The 20,638-nt window shown below is 51.8% G+C and carries 20 protein-coding genes and 3 pseudogenes; 9 read left to right on the top strand and 14 right to left on the bottom strand.

Going from position 1 to position 20,638, the window contains the following annotated elements:
* Positions 1–26: 26 nt before the first annotated feature.
* From WC7_RS22530 to WC7_RS22515, 4 genes are all read right to left on the bottom strand, one after another.
* Entirely contained in the window at positions 27–428 is a 402-nt protein-coding gene (locus WC7_RS22530) for a hypothetical protein (protein ID WP_016151560.1), read from the bottom strand.
* A gap of 190 nt (positions 429–618) precedes the next feature.
* On the bottom strand, positions 619–1,806 hold the full coding sequence (locus WC7_RS22525; protein ID WP_016151561.1) for an MFS transporter: 1,188 nt from the start codon (positions 1,804–1,806) through the stop codon (positions 619–621).
* A 97-nt stretch (positions 1,807–1,903) separates the two neighbouring features.
* A complete protein-coding gene (locus WC7_RS22520; RefSeq protein WP_016151562.1) occupies positions 1,904–3,184 on the bottom strand; it encodes a DUF445 domain-containing protein in 1,281 nt (426 codons plus the stop codon).
* Between the two features lie 75 nt (positions 3,185–3,259).
* The gene (locus tag WC7_RS22515; RefSeq protein ID WP_016151563.1) at positions 3,260–4,186 is read right to left on the bottom strand and encodes a LysR family transcriptional regulator; all 927 of its coding nucleotides are present in this window, start codon (positions 4,184–4,186) and stop codon (positions 3,260–3,262) included.
* A 219-nt stretch (positions 4,187–4,405) separates the two neighbouring features.
* Here WC7_RS22515 and WC7_RS22510 point away from each other — a divergent pair, with 219 nt between their 5' ends.
* Both WC7_RS22510 and metC read left to right on the top strand, forming a co-directional pair.
* Positions 4,406–5,638, top strand: coding sequence for a dicarboxylate/amino acid:cation symporter (locus WC7_RS22510; protein WP_003019196.1), 1,233 nt, complete (start codon positions 4,406–4,408; stop codon positions 5,636–5,638).
* Between the two features lie 30 nt (positions 5,639–5,668).
* Complete coding sequence (metC, locus tag WC7_RS22505) at positions 5,669–6,859, top strand: cystathionine beta-lyase (protein WP_016151564.1); 1,191 nt, start codon at positions 5,669–5,671, stop codon at positions 6,857–6,859.
* Positions 6,860–6,948: 89 nt separating this feature from the next.
* Here the strand turns inward: metC and mdtM are convergent, their stop codons facing one another.
* From mdtM to WC7_RS22490, 3 genes are all read right to left on the bottom strand, one after another.
* Positions 6,949–8,190, bottom strand: coding sequence for a multidrug efflux MFS transporter MdtM (gene mdtM / locus WC7_RS22500; RefSeq protein ID WP_016151565.1), 1,242 nt, complete (start codon positions 8,188–8,190; stop codon positions 6,949–6,951).
* 323 nt (positions 8,191–8,513) lie between these two features.
* Positions 8,514–9,164 carry a LysE family translocator gene (locus WC7_RS22495; RefSeq protein ID WP_016151566.1) on the bottom strand — a complete coding sequence of 217 codons (651 nt, stop codon included), beginning with the start codon at positions 9,162–9,164 and terminating at the stop codon, positions 8,514–8,516.
* A 48-nt stretch (positions 9,165–9,212) separates the two neighbouring features.
* Positions 9,213–10,028: a helix-turn-helix transcriptional regulator gene (locus tag WC7_RS22490; RefSeq protein WP_016151567.1), complete on the bottom strand. Its 816-nt coding sequence runs from the start codon at positions 10,026–10,028 to the stop codon at positions 9,213–9,215.
* Positions 10,029–10,258: 230 nt separating this feature from the next.
* On the opposite strand from WC7_RS22490, the gene WC7_RS22485 reads away from it, so the two are divergent.
* Entirely contained in the window at positions 10,259–10,762 is a 504-nt protein-coding gene (locus tag WC7_RS22485) for an Rpn family recombination-promoting nuclease/putative transposase (protein ID WP_016151568.1), read from the top strand.
* Between the two features lie 51 nt (positions 10,763–10,813).
* On the opposite strand, the gene WC7_RS22480 is transcribed toward WC7_RS22485, so the two are convergent.
* Complete coding sequence (locus WC7_RS22480; RefSeq protein WP_016151569.1) at positions 10,814–12,226, bottom strand: aminotransferase-like domain-containing protein; 1,413 nt, start codon at positions 12,224–12,226, stop codon at positions 10,814–10,816.
* A gap of 177 nt (positions 12,227–12,403) precedes the next feature.
* On the opposite strand from WC7_RS22480, the gene WC7_RS25035 reads away from it, so the two are divergent.
* The 6 genes and pseudogenes from WC7_RS25035 to tssD all read left to right on the top strand — a co-directional run bounded on the left by WC7_RS25035 (position 12,404) and on the right by tssD (position 14,944).
* A complete protein-coding gene (locus WC7_RS25035; RefSeq protein WP_016151570.1) occupies positions 12,404–12,568 on the top strand; it encodes a DUF1127 domain-containing protein in 165 nt (54 codons plus the stop codon).
* Positions 12,569–12,716: 148 nt separating this feature from the next.
* A complete protein-coding gene (locus WC7_RS22475) occupies positions 12,717–13,181 on the top strand; it encodes a MarR family winged helix-turn-helix transcriptional regulator (protein ID WP_016151571.1) in 465 nt (154 codons plus the stop codon).
* 5 nt (positions 13,182–13,186) lie between these two features.
* Positions 13,187–13,363 (top strand): annotated as a pseudogene (locus tag WC7_RS27060) (hypothetical protein); the annotation flags it as partial.
* Positions 13,364–13,514: 151 nt separating this feature from the next.
* Positions 13,515–13,946: a tlde1 domain-containing protein gene (locus tag WC7_RS22465; protein ID WP_223870143.1), complete on the top strand. Its 432-nt coding sequence runs from the start codon at positions 13,515–13,517 to the stop codon at positions 13,944–13,946.
* The gene (locus tag WC7_RS22460) at positions 13,946–14,452 is read left to right on the top strand and encodes a hypothetical protein (RefSeq protein WP_016151574.1); all 507 of its coding nucleotides are present in this window, start codon (positions 13,946–13,948) and stop codon (positions 14,450–14,452) included. Before WC7_RS22465 ends, WC7_RS22460 begins: the two co-directional genes overlap by 1 nt.
* Positions 14,453–14,944 (top strand): type VI secretion system tube protein TssD, encoded by a 492-nt coding sequence (gene tssD / locus WC7_RS22455; RefSeq protein ID WP_016151575.1) that lies wholly within the window; start codon positions 14,453–14,455, stop codon positions 14,942–14,944.
* Positions 14,945–15,038: 94 nt separating this feature from the next.
* Here the strand turns inward: tssD and symE are convergent.
* The 6 genes and pseudogenes from symE to WC7_RS22430 all read right to left on the bottom strand — a co-directional run.
* A pseudogene (symE, locus tag WC7_RS0124295) lies at positions 15,039–15,331 on the bottom strand (endoribonuclease SymE); the annotation flags it as partial.
* 55 nt (positions 15,332–15,386) lie between these two features.
* Positions 15,387–16,367, bottom strand: a pseudogene (locus tag WC7_RS22450) (type I restriction endonuclease subunit R); the annotation flags it as partial.
* A 74-nt stretch (positions 16,368–16,441) separates the two neighbouring features.
* The gene (gene yjiA / locus WC7_RS22445) at positions 16,442–17,398 is read right to left on the bottom strand and encodes a GTPase (protein WP_016151577.1); all 957 of its coding nucleotides are present in this window, start codon (positions 17,396–17,398) and stop codon (positions 16,442–16,444) included.
* Positions 17,399–17,410: 12 nt separating this feature from the next.
* Complete coding sequence (locus tag WC7_RS22440; protein WP_003830038.1) at positions 17,411–17,605, bottom strand: YbdD/YjiX family protein; 195 nt, start codon at positions 17,603–17,605, stop codon at positions 17,411–17,413.
* A gap of 49 nt (positions 17,606–17,654) precedes the next feature.
* Entirely contained in the window at positions 17,655–19,805 is a 2,151-nt protein-coding gene (gene btsT / locus WC7_RS22435; protein ID WP_003830033.1) for a pyruvate/proton symporter BtsT, read from the bottom strand.
* A gap of 289 nt (positions 19,806–20,094) precedes the next feature.
* Complete coding sequence (locus tag WC7_RS22430) at positions 20,095–20,637, bottom strand: hypothetical protein (RefSeq protein WP_016151578.1); 543 nt, start codon at positions 20,635–20,637, stop codon at positions 20,095–20,097.
* Between the last annotated feature and the right edge of the window lies 1 nt (position 20,638).

Here is a 20,638-nt window from a genome sequence, read left to right on the forward strand (position 1 = left end):
AGACGCCTTTTTTAGCTCTGCCGTGTTTAAACTGGCTGACTCTCTTTCACCTGAACACCGCTAAACAACCATTGCCAGATGCCCACTTTTACCCATGCGACCACGCAGAGAATCAGGTAAAAAAGTGGATTATGCGTAATGGTAACGTACATGACCTCCATTAAATCCACATGCAAATTTCCGGCAATTGCCATATTGATAACAAAAATTGAGGCTACCGCGCTGGCCAGTAAAATAAATACGGCCTGAAGCTGGGTTATCTCTGGTAACCTGCCAGAGGCCCATTGCCATAAAAATGTTGTTGTTAACAAGAATATAAGAAACAATCCTAACGCGCCAAACAGGCCAAAGTCTTTGTAATCCTTTAGCGTGCCAATTAAACCTAGCAAAATAATTAACCCCAGTAGTATTTTTTTAAACCATGACATGTACTTTTCCCGAAGATAGTGTTGATGCTGAGTTAATATGTCCATTTTTACGCATTTTAAATTGAGTTTATAAATGAACAGCCGGGAATTATAAATTGTCTGGCGGGTAATTGCTGATTATTTGTGGTTTATTAAATGTTGACATTTGATTGCGGACTAATCCTAAGATACCTGTTTATAAGGTTGTCGATTATACCCTTTTGGGGGAGGCGAAACGCTGTTTGTATAATTGTGTGAGGCTAATCAGTGCCGCAATAAACAAGGCGACGGCACCGCATAGCGTGGCATTAACGATCGCTTGAGCGCCGCTTCCCAGCAGGCTGGTTAAGAGCGGCCCGAGTATTTGACCAATGCCGTAAGTCAGGGTGACCAGGCCCAGCAGATTAATATTGCGCGGTACGCTAAGTTGACGGGCGAGCGGCATGACCAGCGAAGTGGTCCCCATAAACGTTGCGCCAAAACCCACGCTGCTTATCACCAGCAGCGGCAAGGAGTCGCTGGCGAGCGTCATGACCACGCAGGCGCTTTGGATCAGTAAATTCGCCGTCAGGCATTGCAACACCCCCCAGCGTCGGGCTGCCCACAGCCAGGCGAAACAACCCGGAATAATCGATATGCCGACCAACGACCAGAGATGGGCCGTCAGCAGCGGCGACCCGGCACTTTTCGCCATCAGTGGCAGGTATGTAGCGACAATGATGTAGCCAAATCCGGCTAACCCATACAGTAGCGCCAGCAGCCACCAGGACATAGGCTGATGCTCTGTTTTTACCGGTGCTGCGGCGGGGAGCGCATGGTCGCGAGATGGCAGGAGCATAACGAGTAGCACAAAGAATACAGCGGAAGCTGCCGCTGCCCCCAGCCAGAGCGTGTGCGATGACAGCGCAAAATGCAGACCGCTGATGACATATTCATTGCCCAGCAAAATGCCTGCGCCAACGCCGGAGAACAATGCGGCGATCACGAAGGGATGCCGGGTATGATGCAGGACGATCATCGAACCAAAAATCATCATACCGGCACTGGCGACGCCTGCCAGAAAACGGATCAGCATCACCAGCGCGGGTTGCTTAACGCTTGCCATTGCCAGAATCAACCCTGCGGTAGCGAGCGCAGAAGTTAACAACATCGGGCGTAAACGTGAGGGAAGATGGAAGAGCCCGAAGGAGAAGAGCAGGCTTCCCGCCAGATATCCGGCGTAGTTGGCGCTGGCAATCCAGGAGAGCTGGTCAAACGTAAACTGACCTTCCGACAGCAGTACCGGGAGCATCGGCGTATACAGAAAGCGTCCAATTCCCATGCCCAGCGTTAAGACCAGCATGCCAAAGAGCGCGACGCTGATGGCATGGCGATTTGAATCGGGGCTTCCCTGGGACATACGGACTCTCATTTCACGCTGTTAGGTTGATAATTGTTATATTACATGTGCAAATGATAATGAAAAGTAAAATAAAAATGGGCGTTTTACTTTCTCCTTAAAAATTCGCCAGCGTCAGCAGGGAAGGAATTTGCGACAACAGATATAACACCAGCCCAATAGAACCGCCGACCAGCGTGCCGTTGATGCGGATAAACTGTAAATCTTTGCCGATGTTTAGCTCAATTTGCTGCGACATATCGCGCGCATCCCAGCTTTTCACCGTGTCGCTGATGTGGCGCGTCAGGAAGGTGGCGAACTCCGGCGCAACTTTATACGCGGCCTGCTCCAGATGCCCATTCAGTGAGGCGCGCAGGGCGCTGTCGGCAACCAGTGTTTCGCCGAACCACTGTCCGGCGCTGGCGATGCGCTGCTTCACGCGCGAATCGTCAGCGTTAATGTCGGTTTTCACCCACTGGCGCAGGTCTGCCCACAGTTCGCCAAGATAACGGTTGAAGGCTTCGTCTTCCTTCAGATAGTTTTTCATGCTTTCGGCCCGCACGGCCATCTCCGGATCGTGTTTGAGCTTATCGATTAGCTTAAACGTGGCGCGATCGAAGGCGTGGCGGATCTGATGCGCCCGATCGTGGCTGATGTCATCCAGTAAGGAATTAACGGCATCAGACACCAGTTCGGCGCTGTGCTCGCCCAGCCATTCAGTCGGCAGGATCTTCGCTTTCAGCGGATGCTCGGTCTCCAGCCAGTGCACGATCTGTCGGGCGATAAACGCCCGCGAGCTGTCGCGCTGGAGCAGGGCGATAAGTTGGGCGATCAATGTGTCGAGCAACACCTGATGGCGATTGTTTTTGGTCATGCTTTCCAGCATCAGCGCGCTGGTACCGGAGAGATCGACCTTGTCGATGGCTTTGTGCACCGCCCGCTTGATCAGCCGCTGAATGCGGGCGTCGTCGGTGAGTTCGAGAAAACCGCTCATGATTTGCAGCAGATGCTGGCCAATTCGCTGGGCGTTTTCCGGCTGGCTGAACCAGTTACCGATCAACAATGCCGGTTCATGGCGGCGGATCAGGGCGATCAGGGACTGGGTGTCGAGAAATTTTTCCTGCACAAACTGACCGAGATTCTCCCCGATCCGATCCTTATTGCGTGGGATAATCGCCGTATGTTGCGAGATAAACGGGATTGGTACCCGTCGAAAAAGCGCCACCACGGCGAACCAGTCCGCCAGCGCACCGACCATCGCCGCTTCGGCGATCGCTTTGATCCCGAGCACCCAGAAGTTAGGCGGCAGAAACAGCGTGATGACGAAGGTAGCGGCGGCAATCAGCAGCAATGAGAGCGCCAGTCGCTTGGCGCGTTTGAGTTCAGCAATTTTATTCATAGGCTTAAGGATAGAGCCAGACGGGGGGATCGCGCAAAAAATGTGGAGCGCCTCCCATTTTCAGACGTGCAAAGCTTACTCTGGGATCCAGTTGTCCCAGGCGGGTAAGGGGCCGAGTTCCGCCACCAGAAAATCAATAAACGATCGCACCTTCGGATTGCTGTACTTACTGGGAAAATAGAGCGCATACAGGGCGTGGGTTTCGCAGGTGATGGTGCCGTCGAGCATCAGCGGCGTTATCTCTTCTTTTTGAATATGATCGCCAATCAGATAGGTGGGCAAATACGCCACTCCCTGATCTTCTAACACTGATTTCAGCAATACCAGACTGCTGTTGGCCTGGATAGGCATATGCAGTTTTAACTGATGCAGACGATCCTGTTCATCCGCCACCTTCAGCACCGGCGTAAGACCTGGGTAAACCAGGCAATCATGATTGACCAGATCGCTACGACGCTGGGGCATGCCTTTTTTGGCAAGGTAGCCGGGTGAGGCGCAGTACGCCCAGCGGACAGGCACCAGCTTGCGCATTGCGTAGTTCTGCGGTGGTGCGGTGGAGATTCGCAGGGCGATGTCGAAATCTGTTTCGTTCAGATTCACGAAGTTATCGTTGAGATCGATATACAGATTCACATCTGGGAACTGGGAACGATATTTATCCACCAGGTTCACCAGCCGGGAATAACCAAACGCAATTGAGCAGGTTATGCGTAATTCACCTTGCGGGCTGTGGTAATAACCGGAGGTGGTATTCAGCGTTTCATCGAATTCTTTCAAAAGCTTATTGGCGCGGTTAAAGAGATATTGCCCGGCATCGGTCAGGGTAATACTGCGGGTGGTACGTTTAATTAATGTCGTGCCTAACGTATCTTCCATTGCCGCCAGGCTTTTGCTGACCGCAGATGGCGAGACGTTGAGCTGCGCCGCGGCTTCTGACAATCCTCCGCAGTCGACGATTTTAATGAAAAACTCCAGATGCTTGAGTGAAATCGGCGTACTCATAGTTTCCTTTTATTCACAAGTGATTTGCAAAAACGGTACGAATAGGCCGTTACATTCGCGTTTTAAACATGCAACTATTGAATCACAGGAAACAACTTGCTGGCAAAATGAAAAAATAACAACTTAGGTGAGTTACGTCACAAAATAAAAGGAGGCGAAACGGAAACTCATCACATTGTGAATTTAATCTCATTAAATATTATTCTAAAGGTACCGATTATGTGGTCACGACTCGAGCCCTACAGATCGTCGATTATTTTATTAGTTGCTCTGGTGATTGGCGGCTTATTAGGTATTTATGCCCCCTCGTTTGCAAGTAAACTCCAGCCAATCGGCCAGATATTCTTAAATCTGCTATTTATGATTATTGTGCCGCTGGTGGGGATCAGCGTCATGTCTTCGATCGCCAGTATGACCGACCTGAAAAGGCTGGGGCGCATTATGGCGATTATCTTTATTGTTTCGATCGCAATGGCCTTTATTCCGGCTGCCGGGATCGTCGCGCTGGCGCTATGGTATAACCCGGCGCAGGGCGTCACTATCGATCTTTCGCAGTCGGTGCAGGCGGGCAGCGGTAAGATGGATTTTGTCAGCATGATCACGACCAGCGACTTTATCGGACTGTTTTCTAAGTCCAATATTTTGGCGCTGATTGTGATGGCGATTATTGCTGGTGTGGCGATTGGTCAATCGGATCAGGCCGGTAAGCGCATTGCGTCGCTGCTGGAAGATGCCAATACCGTGATCATGAAGATCGTCTCAATCATTATGAAGGTCGCACCGATTGGGCTGGGCTGCTATTTCGCTGCCACTATGGCCAGTCAGGACTCTGCACTGCTGTTAACCTTTGCTCGCGCCATCGGCCTGTTCATGGTGGCCACGCTGGTCTACTTTGTTTTTGGCTCAATTCTCTATTCGTATATTGGCGGCGGTATTCCGGCGGTCAAAGCCTTCTGGCGTAATGCGATTGAACCGTCTGCGACTGCGCTGGGGACTTGCTCTTCGCTGGGGACTCTCCCGGTGACGCTGCGTGCCGGTAAGGCGATGGGGATTAACCCGGAAATCGTTGATGTCTCCATTCCGCTACTGGTTAACCTGAACAAAGGTGGCGTGGCGATGATTGCCGCGCTGAAAATTGTCTTTATCTATTCCGTGCTGGGCATGGAGTTCACCACCGAGACCTTCTTCCTGACCATGCTGATTGCGGTGCTCTCCGCCATTATCGTCGGCGGCGTACCGGGCGGGGCATTCCTCGGTGAAATCTTTATCGTCACTACGCTGGGCCTGCCAATGGAAGCGATCCCGATGTTAGTAGTGCTGGGCACGATTACCGATGCGCCTGCCACACTGATTAACGTTATCCATGATTTGAATGCGGCGCAGATTGTTGAACGGTTCGCTGGAAAAAAGCAGACCAACACTGAAATAAACTCTACTGCTGCGGTGGTATAGGTTTCACACGGATTAAGAACAGGAGATGTTATGAAAGACGCAATGAAGCTTGAGACGCAATTAGTTGTTGCGGGTCGCGACAAACGCTACACCCAGGGAGCGGTGAATCCGGTTATCCAGCGCGCCTCTTCGCTGGTGTTTGATACCGTGAAAGACAAAAAATTCGCCACCGCCAATCGCGCAAATGGCGAGCTGTTTTATGGTCGCCGCGGAACCTACACCCACTTTGCCTTCCAGGAGGCAATGAGCGAACTGGAAGGCGGCGTTGGCTGCGCGCTTTACCCGTGCGGCGCTGCGGCGGTGACCAATGCGATTCTGGCGTTTGTTCAGGGTGGCGATCATATTTTGATGACGGGCGCGGCCTACGAGCCAACTCAGGATTTTTGCAATAAGATCCTGAGTAAATTCAATGTGGAAACAACGTATTACGATCCGTTGATTGGTGCTGGCATCGTTGATCTTCTGCGTCCGGAAACGAAAGTTGTATTCCTCGAATCGCCAAGTTCGATCACCATGGAAGTCCAGGATGTACCGGGGATGGTGAAAGCTATCCGCGCGGTTAATCCGGAGATTGTCATTATGATCGACAACACCTGGGCGGCGGGCGTGCTGTTCAAAGCGCTGGAATATGGCGTGGATATTTCCATTCAGGCGGGAACGAAGTACACCATCGGTCATTCGGACGGCATGCTGGGCACGGCGGTGTCCAACGCGCGTTGTTGGGATCGTCTGCGCGAGAACTCCTATTTGATGGGGCAAACGCTGGATGCCGATACGGCCTACAACGGCAGCCGTGGATTGCGCACCCTGGCGGTACGTCTTAAGCAGCATCAGGAGAGCAGCATCCATATTGCCCGCTGGCTGTCGGCAAGGCCGGAAGTGGCGCGGGTGAATCATCCGGCATTACCGGAATGCCCGGGGCACGAGTATTTTCAGCGTGACTTTGCCGGAAGCTCAGGCTTGTTCTCGTTTGTGCTGAAAAAGAGACTGACCGACGAGCAGATGGCGAATTTCCTCGATAACTTCTCGCTGTTCCATATGGCCTATTCGTGGGGCGGATTTGAGTCGCTTATTCTGGCGAATCAGCCGGAAGAGCTGAACAGCATTCGCCCAGCCGGAGAGGTGGATTTCAGCGGCACCCTGGTCAGGGTGCATATTGGCCTTGAGGATATTGGCGACCTGATTGCCGATCTGGAAGCAGGGTTTGCGCGCATTGCTTAAGACAATGTGATGGTTGCCGGATGGCACTGACGCTTATCCGGCCTATCACTACGACATAGGCCGGATAAGCGTCAGTGCCATCCGGCAGGTTAGTTTTCAGTGGCTAACGTTGTTGTTTCATGCTGGCGAACCCGCTTCAGTAAGCCTGCCAGGGTAAAGACGACAGCAATACCCGCCGCAACCGCCAGCAGATGAAACGAAATCCTGCCGCCGTTAAACCACAGCCAACGTCCGATTTCGACAGAAACCGCCATTACCGTCAGGATGACCATATTCAGCGACGCCGAGACCGTACCCTTCGGTAAGTTGTTGGAAAACAGCGTAAAGCGGAACAGCGTCGGAAAGATCATACCAATGCCAAACGCATACAGGCTGGTTCCCAGCACCGACCACAGCCAGACGTGCGGCCACAGCAAATTGCCGGCAATCAGCACCGCCAGTCCGCTCAGTTGAATGGGTGCCGCCCGCCAGATAAAACGTGGCTGGGTTGGATCCTTCACAAAACGAACAACCACCATATTGGCGACGATCACCGCGCCAAACACCGGTGCCTGCGCCCAGGCGAACTCTGATGTGCTCATACCGCCAGCGTCGATCAGGATCACCGGCGAGACCGCCACCCAGCTCATCATCGGGATATAGCTTAACGACAGCGTGGCTGCGCCAAACAAGAACACCCGGTTACGGAAAACGTCGCGGAAATCACGCAGTACGCCGCGTGCACTGAACGGCACCGCGCCGCGCTTAACGGTTTCCGGCATTGCTAACGCTAGCCCTATCAGGGCGATAAGCCCCATGGCGGCGATAATGGCAAACAGGACCTTCCAGTGTACAAAGTGCATCAGCGCTGCGCCGGAGAGCGGGCCGATAACCGGCGCAACCAGCACAATGGAGGTGATTATCGCCATTAACTTTATGGCCTTCGTTTGCCCAAACGCTTCCTGCACCGTGACATAGCCAACGGTAGCGATAAAGCAGATGCTGGTGCCCTGTACAAATCGGGCGACCAGAAATTGCGTCATTGAGGTGGTCAATAGCGTGGCAGCGCAGGCGAGCGTAAAAATTAACGCCCCCGCAATCAGAACCGGTCGACGGCCAATCCGGTCGGAGAGCGGTCCCAGCAGCCATTGCAGCGCCATGCCGCCAGCCAGATAGAGGCTCACCGCAGCGGGGGCCAGGCTGACGTCGGCGTTGAAATCACGCACCACATTGATGATGCCTGGCTGGATCAGGTCCGTCGACAGATAAGCGGCGAAGTCATATAAAATCAACGCGACAGGAAAAAATAGCGTCGTGGTGCGTTGGGAGAAAAACGCGAGAATCCGTTGCATAAAACAGCTCCTTTTCGGGAGAAAACCCTCAACGGGAATAGCGAAATTCAATACCGTCTTTGAGACGTCAGACCGATGACAAAAAAAAGCAGACTGCAAATGTACTGAATTTCATGTAATCAAAAACGCTGCCTGCGCGAGGCGCAAACAGGAGAAACGTTTTCAGACTCGGGTCAGAAAACGTAACGATTACAGGTAACAATCAGCACATCGCACCTCGGGAAGAATTGGTTGAATGGATAATAGCCACCCAAAGTGTAATGCGGATTGGATATTAATTAAACGAGTTTATCCGCTTTATTTGCAGAAAATCGTCACGCTTATCAGAAAGTGACACTCTGCAGAAAACGCAGCGCGATCGCACAACCGAAGATGATCAGCACGCAGCCGGCGATACGCTCGATCCACACGATCCCTCGGGTTAACCGCCGCTGGATCTGCGGTAAGCCGATGAACATCACGATCAGCAGATCCCAGAATAACACCACGCTGGTCATCCAGATCCCGCTCATGGTTTGTTGCAGCAGCGTCACCGACGGGCCGAGCAGGGCGGTCATTAGCGCCAGATAGAACAGCGCATTTTTTGGGTTGAGCAGCGACGAACCTAATCCCAGCAGCAGCTGTTTGCCAAATCCTGGACAGGTAGACTGGGCGTCTGCTCCGGTCAGGGGTTGCGGGCGGCTGCGTATCAGTAGGCTGCCAATCCATAATAAATAGAGCGCGCCCAGCAGCTCAATAACCGTAAACAGCAGGGGAAGCTGGCGCAGGATCCCCCAACCAATAATCGCCAGCAGGATATACAGCCCGTTGCCGATAGCGATCCCTACGCACAGCCCGGCGCTGCCGCGCATTCGGTAACGTACGGCGTAACCGACCAGTAAAAAGAAGTCCGGCCCTGGGCTGAGTAGTGCAACAAAATGCGCCAGCGCCAGCGCGGGAAAAGCAGACGGAAAAAGTTCAGCAAGCAGCGACATAGCGACCTCAGAAAATGAAACAGAGATCAGCGTACGCCTGACGCAACGCTAATTATTGTCTGATATTGATCGTCCCAATGCGTACTGGCGCGGTGTGGCTGCTGTGTAGCGAACAAAGGTGCGATGGAAATGGCTCTGGTCGGCAAACCCGCTCTGATAGCCGACATCGACAATCTCGTCCCCGGCCCGTAGCCGCTGACGGGCATAGTCAATCCGCATCATGTTCAGATAATTTCCCGGCGTCAGCCCGGTGTCCTGCTTAAAGGTCCGAATCAGCGTCTCTTTACGCATGTGACACTCATCTGCCAGCTCATCCAGCGAGGGTGGGGAGAGCAGACTGGACTGCAACCGCTCGCGCAGATACTGGCTGGTGACGCTTAGGTTTTCCGGTGTTACCGACTGCAATGGCAGCGAGCGCAGCAATGCTTGTGCAGCATCAGTTATCTGCGTCGTTTGCCGTTGCGGCATGAGCGCCACAAGGTGCATGTAGCACTGGAATAATTGCGGATCGCGGATAACAGGAGTGCGCGTACAAAGCCGTTGATTGCTGTTCAGCGCAGGCAGATGGGCAAGACACCACCGGGCATCAAGATAAAGCATGTGATAGCTGCGAAATTGCCCGTTGACGGGATTACAGCTGTGAGGTGCCAGTGGTGGGATCACAATGAGATCGCCCACCTTCAGATGGTATTCCTTGTCATCGCACAGGCAGCAGGTTCCTCCCTCGAGAATTGCCCCAATCGAGAGCTGAGAGTGGTGATGGCGCTTATAGGCCTGCTGACTTTGCCAGGTGCTGCGCAGCTCCAGCCACGGCAGTTGCTCATCACGCCAGAACGATTGTGGAATATCCCGGGTATGCGTCACATTGTGTCCTCCATGAAAGTGATGACTTGTTATAGCACAGGCCCTGCAGTGAAAAAGCGGGAATGTGCATTGAGGTCGTGATTCTGCGTGATGCGTTCCATGCAAATGTAGACGTTACAAAGGGGCGTTTTTATTCCGGAAATTGTCTCGCAAAGAGAGAAAGTTACAGGTGAGGGTGTGGTTTACCAGCGCTACAGTCACGGCATCTTATTTCCAGGTGATGAATCGCCATGAACAAAGCGCCGACTTCCACCCCGCATGATGCGGCCTTTAAAACGTTTTTGCGTCACCCTGAGACAGCTCGGGATTTTCTACATATACATCTTCCCGCTTCGCTGCGCGACCTTATGGGGCTGGTCGAGCAAATTGTTTCCCTGCTACTTACCGGACTGACTAATGACAGCCAGATAAAGACGCTGTTTAATTATATTTTACGAACTGGCGATGCACCTCGATTCAGTGAGTTTATTCGTGAGGTAGCCGAACGTTCACCGCAGCATAAGGAGCACTTGATGACGATCGCCGACAGATTGCATGAGGCAGGGCTACAAAAAGGCAGGCTGGAAGGGTTACAAGAGGGGTTACAGGAAGGACGACAAGAAGGGCTTATAGAAGGACGACGTGATGAGGCGCTCCGTATTGCCCGCACCATGCTGGCAGACGGTATTGATATCTGCACGGTACAAAAAATTACCCGGCTTTCCGCAGAAGATATTCAGGGTTTAAGTCATTAGATATGAGTTACATCGCATAATCGTCTAGCCGAAATCACCGGGCGGTCCGGTTTACTCTATCGCCATCTTTACCGCCTCGCCGAGCTTTTTCATCACTTGCTGATGCTTCTCGTTTGGCGTTAACGCGCAGTTGATGCGTACGCAGTTGCGATACTTTCCGGATGCGGAGAACAGCGATCCCGGTGCGACCTGGATTTTCAGGCGACAGAGCTGCTTAGCGACGCAGACCATATCGACCTGGAGCGGCAGCTCGACCCACAGCATAAAGCCGCCTTTCGGTCGGGTGACGCAGATCCCGCAGGGAAAATATTCCCGTACCCAGCAGGTGTAGATCTCCATATTACGCTGATAAATCTGGCGCATACGCCGGATATGGCGATGGTAATGACCTTCGCGCACAAAGGAGGCTGCTGCCAGCTGCGTAGCGGGAACGTTAGTACCAATGACGGCGTACTTCATGTGTAGCAGTTTGTTGTAATAGCGACCGGGAACCACCCAACCCACGCGCAGTCCTGGGGCTACGGATTTGGTAAACGAACTGCAGAGTATTACCCGGCCGTCACTGTCCCAGGAGTGGATCGTACGCGGGCGCGGATACTCTGTGGCCAGTTCGCCATACACATCATCTTCAAAAATGACGATGTCGTGACGCTGGGCGAGGGCGAGCACCGCCCGCTTACGCGCATCCGGCATAATGAACCCGAGAGGGTTGTTGCAGTTGGGAACCAGCAGCACGCCTTTGATCGGCCACTGATCCAGCGCCAGCTCCAGCGCTTCAATGCTGATCCTGGTATCCGGATCGGTTGGGATCTCAATCACCTTGATCCCCAGGCCGCGCAGTAGCTGCATTGTGCCGTAGTAGGTGGGGGATTCAACGGCGACAATGTCTCCTGGCTGACAAACCGCCAGCAGCGCCAGCGACATTCCGCTCTGGCTCCCGTTGGTTATCACAATATCATCGGCGTTGAGGACTGAACCGCTGTCCAGCATCAGACGGGCGATCTGCTGGCGCAGATCCTGGCTGCCGGGAAGCTTGTCGTACCCCAGCACTGCCTTCAGGTTATGCTGCACTACGCGGCTGAGTTCGCGCCAGAGCGGTTTCAGGCTCGGTTGACTGACATCTGGTGCGCCGCTGCTGAAGGGGATCACAGATTTATCGCTATGCCCTTTTAGCATATCCAGCACCAGATCCCACTGCGTTATCTCGACCGGACGCTGCACCGGGCGTGACATCGGCGGTACGGGCGGCAGCGCTTTTTGCGGCGCGACAAAATAACCGGAGCGTGGCTGCGGGGTGATCAGTTGCCGCTGTTCCAGCATCTGATACGCCTGCTGGACGGTGCTGATACTGACCCCGTGCTCCTGACTCAGGTTACGTACCGAAGGCAGTTTTTCGCCATGGCGATACAACCCCTGCTCAATGCGTTCGGCCAGCAGATTGGCCAGATGTTGATAACGCGTCATGCTGTATCCCTCATGGGTACCATACAGATTAAAAAACCAGTACAGATTGGCGTGAAAAAAGCGATGCAGAACTCTTTTTAACCAATCTGTATGTTAAATAAAAGTACTTTGTGAGTCTGTATTGCTTAGGGCCAAATCCGTGAAGATAAAGCCTCAGACAAGGCGGGGAGGCAAGGTATGGAATTTCATGAGAATAAAGCAAAGCAGCCATTTATTGGGTTTGTTCTGATCTGGCGGGCATATAAGGCGTGGATGTTACGGGCGCAAACGCGGCGCGTATTGCAACAGATGAGTAATGAGCGGCTGCGGGACGTCGGGCTGCGACGCGATCAGATAGAGTGATTTTCTTCCATCGACAGAGGCTGGAGGGTTATCACCCCGGCCTCTTTTGTATTCACATTATTTATCAATTCATGCTTCTGGATAGCCTGTTTCTTGATAGTTACCCTGATAAGTATTATTTTCTTCTCAGCGATGAGGGGAAAGTAAGATGACGGAAGATGAACTGTTTGCCCGCCGTCCGATGGGGATGCGCATAGCAATGGTGGTGCGCCAGTGGCGGGCCATTATTGATGCTGCCATCACCGATACTGGCCTGACGCAGTCAAGCTGGACGGTACTGATGCAACTGTATCAACTGGGAGACAACGTCTCGGTCAGTGAACTGGCACAAATACAGGGCATTGAACTGCCGCCGCTGATGCGCACCCTTTCGCAGTTGGAAAAGCAGGGCTATCTGCTGCGTTCCACATCGCCTTATGACAAACGCATCCGTCTGCTAACGCTGACCGCGCAAGGCCGCTCAAGGCTTGAAGAACTTAATCGGGTGATTGAGACATATCAACATCGCGTCACCTGCACCATTCCTGAAGCGGAGCTTGCCTCCTTCAGCGCGACCTTAAATCAACTCGCCTGCAATTTGCGGACAATCCGCGAAGAAGACAATCAACACTAAAAACTATGAGGACCCCAGAACAAAAATTTGCCCGTTGGGTAAGGGTGAGTATTGCCGCTTTCCTGGTAATATTCGCCTGGTTTATTGTTGCCGATATCTGGATCCCGCTGACGCCGGACTCCACGGTGATGCGCGTGGTAACGCCCGTTTCCTCACGCGTATCCGGTTACGTCGCGCTGGTGGCAACGCTAACGATGGTATTTCTGGTACACCGGGTGTTTTCAGATTGCCTGCTGCTTCCCCGTTATCTAATTATTCAGAATACGATTTATTTGTTCGATAAATAAAGATGTATGAATTATAAATATTTTGAATTTTAATAATTGTGACTTTATGAACATATTTAATTTTACAATTAAATATGATAAGCATAATTATTATATTTTAAAGGATGTAAATCATATGACATGGGAATATAAAGTATCGACAGGTATACTAAGCCATAACGGTAAATTAATTGCTTATTGCTACAGTGGTGCTGGTGAATCAAAGGATAAACCGAACTGTGAACACATACGTAACAAGGGCCCCATTCCACGAGGCGTTTATTTTATTGCTGGATGGAATAATCATAAAAGTCCCGCCGCTATTATCCTCGAACCTATTGCAGGGACAAATACTTTTGGCAGAGATCATTTCGAAATTCATGGTGATAAAAAAGGGCAGCCACCGGGAACGGCATCTGCAGGATGTATCATTATGAATGGACAAGATAAGCGCCAAACCATTTACGATTCGGGTGACACAATTTTGGTGGTAAGATAATGAAATTTATTTTTATCTCCTTTCTATTTATTCTTTCGGGTGCTCCCTGTGCTGCAGTGCATACTGCAGCACAGCTTCTGCAGATGATAAATGAAAAAGGAGCAAATACCGTTGTACACGAACTTTATGATGGCAGTGAATCAGAATGGTGGAACCATATTATTCCTGAAATTAGCAAAGGTAATAATGACTGGTTAACGGTAGCAAGTGCTCTTGAATCCGGAGTTGATGCCAGTACGGCGGAAGATTTACAGGGGGCGGTCTCTGAAGCCATTCCACATAACCCAGTCGGTGTTCTGGCTATCCTCAACGATAACAGACCATTGCTGAATATTGAGAAGATATGCGCATTTACCTCTTACCCTGAGTCAGAAGAAGAAATGAATAAGCTATTTGTTAATTCCATCAGGGAAATGTATAAGGTCAAAACGACAGAAGGGAAGCGGTGTATTGCGGTTATGATCAATAATGTTGAGAATTCTATTCCATTTAACAAGGATTTATAAATGGCTATCCCCGGGTATATGTCATTAATCGATGATGCTGGTAATATTATCAAAGGTAGTGTAATGGTAAAAGACCGTGAAAATCAGATCGAGATTTTAGGTCTGTATCATAATGTGAGCTACAACTCTGATTTGCATAATGGGAGGGTGTTGAATAAACGCCAACATCGTCCATTTTTAATTGAAAAGGAAATTGATGCTTCTAGTGTGCTTTTGTACAAATCATTAAGTACCGGAGAAACATTAAGGAAAGCGGTTATTGACCTCTATCGAATAAATTATGCTGGTCAGGAAGAGGTCTATTTTACGATAACCCTGGAAAATGTGAAAGTCGTTACGCTTTTTTCACTGATGCACGATGTTAAAGATCCTTATTACGAAAAACAGACCCATCTTGAACTTGCTCAGCTCCGTTACAAGAAGATTACCTGGCACTATCATGATGGGAATATAGTCCACTATGATGATTGGGATTATCGCTTAGGGTCTTGAGTAAACGGCTCCGGATAAAATGATGTTACCCAGAGCTGTAATGCAATCAATACACGGCGCTTATACTCATGAGCGCCGTCTGGCATCCGGGCGGTTATTTCTGCCTGACAGGCTTCGCCGAAATCACGTCGATAAACTCCTGCACTTGCTGTTGCTTACGCGCGGACAGCTTGCACACCCGACGCAGCGACTGCAGTAACGCCGGTTCTTCCGGCAGCTTGGCCGTCAGCACAATGCAGCCGGGCATCACTCTGACATCGAATTTGCAGCCGGTGGCGAAACCGGCTGCCTCCAGCCACTGGCGAAACCGGCTGCCTCCAGCCACTGGCCTTTCATAATAATTGCCGGAACATGCGTGTAATCCGGATAACGACTCGCATAAGTCACTATTGATAAGAAATATAAATCAGGCCGGATAAGCCATCCGGCAATGATCAAAACCTTAAGCAGGCAACGCGAAATGCCCCGTCGCCATATCAAACATCAGGCGGGCAAAGCCCTTAGCGCACTGCGGGTTCGATAAATACTGCAGCATAAATTCTTGTCGCGCTTCGTCACTGTCCATCACCGCGTCGTCTACCGCCTTGAAAAAACCGCCTAATATTGCCTGCTCGGGACTGTTATTCCTGATTTGTTTCATCACCGTTTCATTCTCAGTGATTTTATTAAACACGGTCATTGCGCTGCTGAGCATATCTTTATCCGTCAGATGGTCGGTGATAAACAGTTCATTCATTCGCGATAAAATATGCGACAGAAATTCCTCTTTCTTGTCTTTTGGTTTTGCCGTACCCACGTCGTTACTGGGATCAAGTGTATATTTCGCATCATCTTCTTGTAGTTTCAGATGTTGTTCGCGGATCTTTGATAAGCGATAGTGGCTCATCTCCACGTTACTGAGATCAATCTCGTCCTCTTCCAGATGTTGCTCATGCAACAGCGGGCGCAGATGGCGGGCAAACAGGCTTAGTTTCTCCAGATCTTTGTCATCGTACTCGACGATCTGCGACATAAACTCGTAGAAGCGAACAAAACTGCCAAGATCTTTCTTGAAAATCTCCAGACGATCTTTTTCCTGCTTGCAGGCGTTAAAGCTATTTTCCGCATTGGTAATTAATACCGTATCGCTTGTTTTTTTGGTGCGCTCAAACATCTCTTTTGCCATCAGGTAAGCATCGATTGCCAGGGCGTAACGCTTTTTCCAGCGTTCGACCGCCGGTTTGCAAATATTGCTGATTGCCGCGTTGGATTTATTTTTGCTGAAGAATGCTATGCAGAATTGCTCCACTTCATTCCACTGGAAAATCTGCGTGGCCCGCAGTTTTTCAAACAAATCGAACACCTGCTGCGGATCGCTGACGTCGGTCAGTTCCGCCGTCTGGTAATAAGGCTGGAACGCGCTGAGGATCTCGTCCGGCCTGTGGGCGTAGGTTTTGAGACATGGTGGGGAATTGTAGGCCCGAAAGCTGTGCGCCATCGGGCAATCCAGAATGAGGGTTACTTCTTCAATCCCGCAAACGCGGCTCTGATCTCGTCTTCCGGAAGATTAATGCCGATAAACACCAGCAGGCTGTGGGGTTGTTCGTCGTCCCACGGGCGATCCCAGTCGGCGCTGTACAGACGCTGAACGCCCTGGAACAGCAGGCGGTTCGGCTCGCCGTCAATCCACAGCATGCCTTTGTAGCGCAGCAGCTTCTCGGCGGATTCCAGCAGCAGGTTTTCCATTACCCGCGACACGTCACTGATGTTTACCGGGTAATCCAGCTCGACGACGATCGAGGAGATATCATTTTGCTTGTCGGCGATAAAGTGGAAGCGTGGTTTGGCGCTGACCACGTTCTCCTCGAGCATGAAACCGTTGGTATCGAACAGCAGGGAGAGGTCGATATCACCATGCGTGACGGTATACACCGGGGCGCGGGCGTTGATGCGCGCCAGGCGCTCGCGCAGTTTCTCGCTTTCACCCGCCACGTCGGTTTTGGTCAGCAGGATGCGGTCAGCGTAGCCTACCTGCGACTGGGCGATGGTGAACTGGTTCATCTGCTCGTCGGCATGTACCGCGTCAACCAGCGCAATCACACCGTCCAACAGGTAGCGTTCGCAAATCACTTCATGGGAGAAAAAGGTCTGGATAATCGGGCCGGGGTCGGCCATGCCGGTGCACTCGATCACCAAACGGTCGAAATGGATGGCGCCTTTGTCGAGGTTGTCGAGCAGATCTAACAGTGCGTCTTCCAGCTCACTGGAGCGTGTACAGCAAATGCAGCCGTTGGTCAGGGTTTTGATCTGCGTGGCGCGGTCGCCAATCAGCTGATCGTCCACCGAGACTTCGCCGAATTCGTTTTCGATAACGGCAATCTTATAGCCGTGCTGCTCGTTGAGAATATGGCGCAGCAGGGTGGTTTTACCCGCGCCAAGAAAACCGGTGAGTAGGGTAACTGCAATCGGGGTCATTCATTTCTCCTTCTAACAGCAACTGCTTCCGCCGCTACCGTAGCGGGCTTCCTGGCGCTCGCGGAAGAATTCTTCGTAGGTCATGTACGGCTTATCGGGATGGTTGGTCTTCATGTGCTCGACGTAGTTGTCGTAGTCCGGAATGCCAATCAGCATCTTTGCCGCCTGACCGAGGTATTTTTTTGCCTGACCTAAAGTACCAAACATAAACAATCCTGATAAGCGAAAAGCCCCGCCGAAGCGGGGCTGAATACGGTTAGTGATGTGAAGAGGTCTTCACGCCGCCTTCCGGCACCGGTACATACGGCGTCTCTTTATCAGAGCGACCGTTGATGGCGCGGGCTTTCTGCCAGGTACGGAACCCGTAGAAAATGATGCTGTACACCACCACCAGGAACAGAATACTCAGGCCTGCGTTGGTGTAGTTGTTGACAACGATGTGGTTCATGTTGGCAATCTGCTGAGCGGTCAGTTCGCCGCCGTTAGCAATCTTCTCTTTGTACTGATTCGCCATGAAGAAGAAGCCTTCCATCTGCGGGTTGGTGCTGAACAGTTTCAGACCCAGCGCCCAGGTGGTGCAGATAAGCAGCCATACTGCCGGAACAACAGTAACCCAGATGTATTTGGTGCGCTGCATTTTAACCAGTACCACGGTGCCCAGAACCAGTGCCACGGCAGCCAGCATCTGGTTAGAGATACCGAACAGCGGCCACAGGCTCTTAACGCCGCCCAGCGGGTCAACAACACCTTGATACAGCAGGTAACCCCACAGGCCTACGCAGCCCGCAGTACCGATGATGCCCGCAACCAGAGAGTCGGTTTTTTTCAGGAACGGAACGAAGTTCCCCAGTAAATCCTGCAGCATAAAGCGGCCAGAACGGGTACCGGCATCCAGTGCGGTCAGGATGAACAGTGCTTCAAACAGAATACCGAAGTGGTACCAGAAGCCCATATCAGCCATCGGCAGCACTTTGTGGAACACGTGAGCGATACCAACGGCCAGCGTCGGCGCGCCACCTGCGCGGTTCAGAACGGACGGTTCACCGATGTCTTTCGCGGTCTGTAGGATCTGCTCAGGCGAAATGACGAAGCCCCAGGAGCTGACGGTCGCCGCCGCATGTGCGGTTACGTCTTTCAACTGCGCCATAATCAGCGGGGCGTTCTCGCCGCTCATTTCATGCAGGTTCGGCATGGTGATGCCAAGGCCCGCAGGCGGGGTGTTCATTGCGAAGTACAGACCCGGTTCGATGATAGATGCAGCAACCAGCGCCATAATCGCCACGAAGGATTCCATCAGCATGGCGCCGTAACCGATAAAGCGCGCGTCGGTTTCACAGGCCAGCAGCTTCGGTGTGGTACCAGAAGCGATCAGCGCGTGGAAGCCAGAGACCGCACCACACGCGATGGTGATGAACAGGAACGGGAACAGAGCGCCTTTCCACAGCGGGCCAGTACCATCAACGTACTGAGTCATCGCCGGCATTTTCAGTTCCGGGTTGAGGATAACAATCCCCACCGCCAGACCGACGATAACGCCGATTTTCAGGAAGGTAGCCAGATAGTCGCGCGGCGCGAGGATCAGCCATACTGGCAGCAGCGCAGAGATAAACGCGTAGCCGATCAGGGTAAAGGTAATGGTGGTGTCTTTAAAGGTCAGCGCCGGGCCCCAGTACGGGTCGTGAGCAATCACGCCGCCGAAGTAGATAGACGCAACCAGAAGCACAATACCAATCACCGACACTTCGCCCACACGACCCGGTCGCAGGAATCGCATGTAGATCCCCATGAATAGCGCGATAGGTACGGTTGAGCAGACGGTGAACACACCCCACGGGCTTTCAGCCAGCGCTTTCACCACGATCAGCGCCAGTACCGCAAGGATGATGATCATGATTAAGAAGCAGCCGAACAGCGCAATGGTTCCCGGGATCGGGCCCATCTCTTCTTTGATCATCTCACCCAGCGATGCGCCGTTACGGCGTGAAGAGATAAACAGCACCATGAAGTCCTGCACCGCACCGGCCAGCACGACACCCGCCAGCAGCCACAGCGTACCGGGCAGGTAGCCCATCTGCGCGGCCAGTACCGGCCCAACCAGCGGACCCGCACCTGCGATAGCGGCAAAGTGGTGGCCAAACAAGACGTTACGGTTGGTTGGAACGTAGTTCAGACCGTCATTGTTGATGACCGCCGGCGTGGCACGCGTCGGGTCAAGTTTCATCACCTTTTGGGCGATGTACAGACTGTAGTAACGATAGGCCACCAGATAAACAGAAACTGAGGCGACCACGATCCACAGGGCACTGATGTGCTCACCCCGACGTAATGCCACTACCGAGAGGCAGAATGCACCGATGATTCCGAGAATCACCCAGGGTATGTGCTTGAATATCTTTTTCGTATCCATAGTAAAACCTGGTATCTAATTAATAATTGGCCGAAGCCGCGTGGGTTTGATCTTGTGTTTGAGGAGGTAAATTGACTGCTATGTTGGGGGGATCTTGCCAGAGAAATACGCGCGTAAAGTAAGGTAAATAAGTGAGCGGTTGTATGTCAGCTTAAGCGGTCCCAAGTGTCAGTGAGCGGTAAGCAATGGGGGTGAGTGGGGGAATTTATGTGATTGAGATCACGGCATTATAGCGTTCGCCCATCTACATGCCGTGTTTTCCAACTGACGAAGCATCTCACTGAGATACTTAGATCACGATATAACAGTAAGGCGTTTGTTCGATGTCTTTAAGCAACACATGTTTCTTACGTGATTTAGTCAGGTAATATTTTTCATCCAGATAATAGTCAATCAGTTCATCGAGGCGCTCTTTGTCTATGCGGGGTGTTACCCCTAGCGTCCAGAAGCTACGCAGCTCTAATTCCGAACGTTTGATTTTTGCGCTTTTAACCAAATCCGCAATCATATTTCTGACGCAGCTTGTCGGATCCTGGTTCTGCTTGAGCTCAAGCGCAATGTAGCTGTCCTGCGTCCATCCTTTTTTCCGCAATAAGAAATCTGCACGCACAGACAAACGCTGTGGATTTTTCCGCAGATCGCAAGCGAGGGTCTGTTCACGCCACCATTCATGACCCGTCGAAGCCAACAGATTGGCAAATTCTATTTGCATCCACACTTCCCAACCGGAGATGTTGTACTGATCGATGATATTGAGCTTTTGACGAACATCTTCACGTTCAAAAAAGTGGTGTGCGAGAGTGGATAGGTGATCAAAATCGCGATTCAACATA

The organism is Citrobacter sp. KTE151, assembly GCF_000398845.1.
GTDB classification, from domain to species: domain Bacteria; phylum Pseudomonadota; class Gammaproteobacteria; order Enterobacterales; family Enterobacteriaceae; genus Citrobacter; species Citrobacter braakii.